This is a genomic window from Falsiroseomonas oryziterrae (assembly GCF_021864505.1).
Taxonomy (GTDB): Bacteria; Pseudomonadota; Alphaproteobacteria; order Acetobacterales; family Acetobacteraceae; genus Falsiroseomonas; species Falsiroseomonas oryziterrae.
Window position 1 is genome coordinate 1 of the sequence record NZ_JAKJIB010000341.1, and the last position, 4,293, is coordinate 4,293.

Sequence of the window (4,293 nt, forward strand, 5' to 3'; positions counted from 1 at the left end):
CATCCCCCTCCCTCCGCCCTCGACGGGCCGTCCGGCGCGGCCGGGCTCGGACGCCGAAGTCGGGGCGGCATGCCGCCGCCGACGCAGGCTGGTCAGGGTGGGGGTTCGTGAGTCAGCGCAGCCTCACCGCGCGCGCCGTCACACCTTGTCCTTGTCCGGGTTCACCGCGTCGCGGGCGGCATCCTTCGCGCCGCCGACCGCGCTCTGCACCTTGCCCTTCGCCTTGTCGGCGTGACCTTCGGCCTTGAGCTTCTCGTCGCCCGTCATCTCGCCGGCGGCCTTCTTCACGTCGCCCTTGATCTTGTTGCCCATGCCCTTCAGGCGATCCTCGTCCATCCCTGGCGCTCCTGTCTCGCGCGGCACCATCGCCGCATGCGGGCCGGAAAACGCCGGCGACGCGGCCGGGTTCAGGCCGCAACGCTTCGCAACGCATCCTCCACCGCGTCGCCGAACCGTTCCACGATCGCCTCCACCTGCGCGGCCGTGACGATGTAGGGCGGCGCCAGGATCACGTGGTTGCCGTGCTTCCCGTCGATGGTGCCGCCCATCGGGTAGCAGGCCAGCCCGCGCTCATAGGCCGCCATCTTCACCCGCTCATGCAGCTGCAGCGCGGGATCAAAGGTGCCCTTCGTCGCGCGGTCGGTGACGAACTCCACCGCCCAGAACAGCCCGCGCCCGCGGATGTCGCCGACATGGCGGTGGTTGCCGAGCCGCTCCGTCAGCCGCTGCTCGAGCAGCGCGCCCATGCGTTGCACATTCTCCAGCAGCCCCTCCTCCCGGATCGCCTGCTGCACGGCGAGCGCCGCGGCCGCGGCGACCGGATGCGCCTGGTAGGTGTGGCCATGCATGAAGGCGCCCGACCCGTCGCGGATCGCCGCCACCACATGCCCCGCGATCAGGATGCCGCCGACCGGCTGGTAGCCCCCGCCCAGTCCCTTCGCGACGACCTGGATATCCGGTGTCACGCCTTCCTGCTCCCAGGCATGCATCGTCCCGGTGCGGCCCATGCCGCACATCACCTCGTCCAGGATCAGCAGCGCGCCGTGGCGGTCGCAGATCTCCCGCATCGCGCGGAAATAGCCCTGCGGCGCGGTGACGCAGCCGAGCGTCGCCCCCACCACCGGCTCCGCCACGAAGGCGGCGACGGTGCCGGGGCCGAGGCGCTGGAACTCCGCCTCCAGCTCGGCGGCCAACCGCGCGACGTAGTCCGCCTCGCTCTCGTCGTCGCGGCGGTCGCGATACGCATAGGCCGGCGAGACATGGCTGAAGGCATCGCTGAGGATCGGGCGATACAGCGCGCGCCGCATCGCATTCCCGCTGGCCGCCAGCGCGCCGAGCGTGTTGCCGTGATAGCTCTGCCGCCGCGCGATGAAGCGCGCGCGCTGCGGCTCGCCGCGCTCCACATGGTACTGCCGCGCCATCTTCAGCGCCGCCTCCGTCGCCTCCGAGCCGGAGGAGCAGAGATACATGTGCGTCAGCCCGCCCGGCTCCTCCGCGAGCACGAGATCGGCCAGCGCCTCCGCGCTCTCGCAGGAATAGAGCGCGGTGTGGGCGTAGCTGATCTTCGCCGCCTGCGCGCGCATCGCCTCGAGCACGCGCGGATGGCCGTGGCCGAGGCAGGCGACGGCGGCCCCCCCCGATCCGTCGATGATCGTCCGGCCGTTGGAGTCCCGGATGAAGATGCCCTCGCCCGAAAGGGCGAGCGGCGGATCCTGGCGGAGGCTGCGATGGATGAGGCGCGACATGGCGCCATCATGTCATGCCGGGCGCGGCGGAGGGACCCCCGGGGAACCCGCGCCGCCACACGCTGTTGTGCCGCCGCGCGCCCCCGCAGGAGACCAGCCCTGGACGCCGCCAGCCTCGTGGGCGCCGCCGCCACGCTCTGCTCCGTCGCGAGCTTCGCGCCGCAGGCCTGGAAGATCATCCGCACGCGTGACACCGCCGGCATCTCCGCCAGGATGTACGCGATCACCGTCGTCGGCTTCGCGCTCTGGCTGGCCTACGGCCTGCTGCTGGGACAGTGGCCGCTGATCCTGACCAACGCGATCTGCCTGCTGCTGTCGGGCTTCATCCTGGGGATGACGTTGCTGCCACGCCGGAAGCGCGACGCGGTAGCCGATGCGCTGACGCCCGGCGAAACGGGCTAGGGCGGGGTCAGGAACCCCACCACCGCGCCGGTCGTGCAGCAGGCGATGGTGCCCGCAACCAGCGCCGGCAGCCCGAGCCGCACGATGTCCGCCCGCCGTTCCGGGCACATCGCCACCATGCCCCCCAGCATGATCCCGACCGAGCCGAAATTGGCGAAGCCGCACAGCGCATAGGTCAGGATCAGCCGCGACCGCGCATCCAGCCCGAGCCCGCCCGACATGCCGAGCTCGAGATAGGCGACGAACTCGTTCACCACGAGCTTGGTGCCGAGCGAGCCCGCGACCGTCATCGCATGTTCCGCCGGCACGCCCATCAGCAGCGCGACGGGCCAGAGCAGGAATGCGGCGATCCGCTGCAGCGTCAGCCCGGTCAGCGGCTCCACCGCCATGTTCACCAGCGCGACCAGCGCCACGAAGACGATCAGCATCGCCATGATGCCGAGCAGCAGGTTCAGCCCGTCCATCGTGCCGCGCGTGACCGCCTCCATCGCGCTGTCGTAGAGCCGCGGCGCGGGCTGATCCGGCGCGTCGGCCGCCCGGTCCGTCTCCGGCATCATCAGCAACGCAACCAGCACCGCGGCCGGCGCCGAGATCAGGCTCGCCGTCAGCAGCTGTCCCGCGGCATCCGGCACGACGGGCGCGATGAAGATCGCATAGAGCACCAGCGTGTTGCCGCTGATGGTCGCGAGCCCCGCCGTCATCACCACGAACAGCCCGCTGCGCGAGAGGCGCGCGAGCCAGGGGCGCACCAGCAGCGGCGCCTCCACCATGCCGACGAAGACATTGGCGGCGGTCGCGAAGCCGGTCGCGCCGTCGATGCCGAAGGCGCGCTTGAGCAGCCGCGACAGCCCCGCGACCGCGAGCGGCAGCACGCGCCAGTGATAGAGCAGCGCCGACAGCGCGCCGACCACCAGCACCAGCGGCAGCGCCTGGAAGAACAGGATGAAGCTCGAGCCCGGGACCTTCTCGTCGAAGGGCAGCGGCCCGCCGCCGAGATAGCCGAAGACCAGCGTCGTCCCCTGCCGCGTGGCGGCCGCCAGCGCGTTCACGCCGTCGCCGAGCACCGCGAAGACCGCGCGCATTCCCGGGATATGCAGCAGTGCCACAGCGAGGCCGAGCTGCAGCGCAAGCCCCGCCGCCACCACGCGCCAGGACACGCCGCGCCGGAACCCGCCCAGCGCCCAGGCCAGCGCGCAGAGGCCGAGCAGCCCCGCCGCGGATTGGATCTGCAACGTGCTCATTCCGCGGCCTTCAGCGGTTCGTCAGGGATGTCGAGGGCGCGGATCGCCTCGCCGCGGCGCCCGATGCGCTCGGCGCTCGTCTCGATCTCGCGCATGTCCTGTCCCATCGCGGCGTGGTGCTGGCGCAGCGCCGCGACGCGGCGTTCGAGCCGCGCGGTCTCCTCGGCCAGCTTCTCGACCTCGGCGCGGATGCGCCGCGCCTCCGCCTGCAGCCGCGCGTCGCGCAGCAGGCCACGCATGGTGTTGAGCACCGCCCAGAGCGTGGAGGGCCCGACGATGTGCACGCCCTTCCGCGCCGCCTCCGCCACCAGGTCGCCGAACTCGGCGTGCAGCGTCGCGTGCACGGCTTCGGAGGGCACGAACATCAGCGCGCCTTCCGCCGTCTCGCCGGCGATCAGGTACTTTCCCGCGATGTCGCCGACATGCTTGCGCACATCCGAGGCCACGCGCTTCCGCGCGACATCGCGCCCGGCGGGCGTCGCCGCGTCCTGCAGCGCCGCCCAGGCTTCCAGCGGGAACTTGGAATCGACGGCGATCGGGCCCGGCGGGAAGGGCAGCAGCACCAGCGCGTCGCAGCGCGTGCCGTTCGACAGCGTGTGCTGCCAGCGCCAGCCCTCGGCCGGCAGCCGGTCCGCCAGCAGGTCGCGCAGCTGCACCTCGCCCAGCGCGCCGCGCGCCTGCTTGTTGCCGAGCACCGCGGAGAGCGAGCCGACCTGCCCGCCCAGCGCCTCCAGATTCGCCCGCGCCGCGTCGATCACCGCGAGCCGCTGCTGGATCGCGCCCGCCGTCTCCAGCGTGCGCGCGGCAGCGGCATCCAGCCGGGCGGCGAGTGCGCGTTCCTGCTCCCGCAGCCGTTCCTCGCCCCGCGCCGCGGCGCGCTCCTGCGCCGCCGCCAGCGCCTCCAG

General features: G+C 72.4%; 5 protein-coding genes. 1 reads left to right on the top strand and 4 read right to left on the bottom strand.

Annotated elements, in window-relative coordinates; translation table 11 throughout:
• Positions 1-138: 138 nt before the first annotated feature.
• Together L2I40_RS19645 and L2I40_RS19650 are read right to left on the bottom strand one after the other, a co-directional pair.
• Positions 139-336 (bottom strand): CsbD family protein, encoded by a 198-nt coding sequence (locus L2I40_RS19645; RefSeq protein WP_237216876.1) that lies wholly within the window; start codon positions 334-336, stop codon positions 139-141.
• 71 nt (positions 337-407) lie between these two features.
• Positions 408-1,745, bottom strand: coding sequence for an aspartate aminotransferase family protein (locus L2I40_RS19650; RefSeq protein WP_237216877.1), 1,338 nt, complete (start codon positions 1,743-1,745; stop codon positions 408-410).
• Positions 1,746-1,862: 117 nt separating this feature from the next.
• On the opposite strand from L2I40_RS19650, the gene L2I40_RS19655 reads away from it, so the two are divergent.
• Positions 1,863-2,147: a SemiSWEET family sugar transporter gene (locus L2I40_RS19655; RefSeq protein ID WP_237216878.1), complete on the top strand. Its 285-nt coding sequence runs from the start codon at positions 1,863-1,865 to the stop codon at positions 2,145-2,147.
• Here L2I40_RS19655 and L2I40_RS19660 read toward each other — a convergent pair.
• The gene (locus tag L2I40_RS19660; RefSeq protein WP_237216879.1) at positions 2,144-3,388 is read right to left on the bottom strand and encodes a NupC/NupG family nucleoside CNT transporter; all 1,245 of its coding nucleotides are present in this window, start codon (positions 3,386-3,388) and stop codon (positions 2,144-2,146) included. The genes L2I40_RS19655 and L2I40_RS19660 overlap by 4 nt on opposite strands.
• The coding region (locus L2I40_RS19665) for a DNA recombination protein RmuC (RefSeq protein ID WP_237216880.1) at positions 3,385-4,293 on the bottom strand (909 nt) is incomplete at its 5' end. The genes L2I40_RS19665 and L2I40_RS19660, both read right to left, overlap by 4 nt.